Here is a 549-nt window from a genome sequence, read left to right as displayed (position 1 = left end):
AAAAGGGCTTTGAGTTTCGAGAAGGCTTTTTCGATTGGGTTGAAGTCGGGACTGTAGGGCGGCAGGAAGAGTAACTGGCACCCGGCGTTTTCGATAGCCTGACGGACACCTTCAGCCTTGTGAGCGGGCAAGTTGTCCATGATAACGACATCGCCTCGGACAAGGGTCGGCGCAAGCACCTGCTCGACGTAAGCGCGAAACGCCTCACCGTTCATCGCTCCGTCGAGCACCATCGGCGCTGTCATGCCTGACAGCCTGAGCGCGCCCGTGAAGGTGGTGGTTTTCCAATGGCCGTGGGGAATACCGGCGCGGCAACGCTGTCCCCGCAACGAGCGTCCGCGCAACCGGGCCATTTTCGTGGAAAGCCCTGTTTCATCGATGAACACCAACCGCGCCGGGTCGAGATCGGGCTGGTTGTCGAACCACGCCTGGCGGCGCTTCAACAGGTCGGCCCGCTCCTGCTCCAGTGCGTGCGCGGTCTTTTTTTGAAGGTGAAGCCGCGCTTCCTCAGCCACACGTCGAGCCCGCTTCGGCCGATCCGCATGCCGC

Annotated in this window: 1 pseudogene; it reads right to left on the bottom strand. The window is 61.7% G+C overall.

Going from position 1 to position 549, the window contains the following annotated elements:
- Positions 1-549, bottom strand: a pseudogene (locus T281_RS17210) (IS630 family transposase); the annotation flags it as partial.

It is taken from the genome of Rhodomicrobium udaipurense JA643 (assembly GCF_000636015.1).
GTDB lineage: Bacteria > Pseudomonadota > Alphaproteobacteria > Rhizobiales > Rhodomicrobiaceae > Rhodomicrobium > Rhodomicrobium udaipurense.
This window is presented reverse-complemented; position numbering and strand designations above follow the sequence as displayed.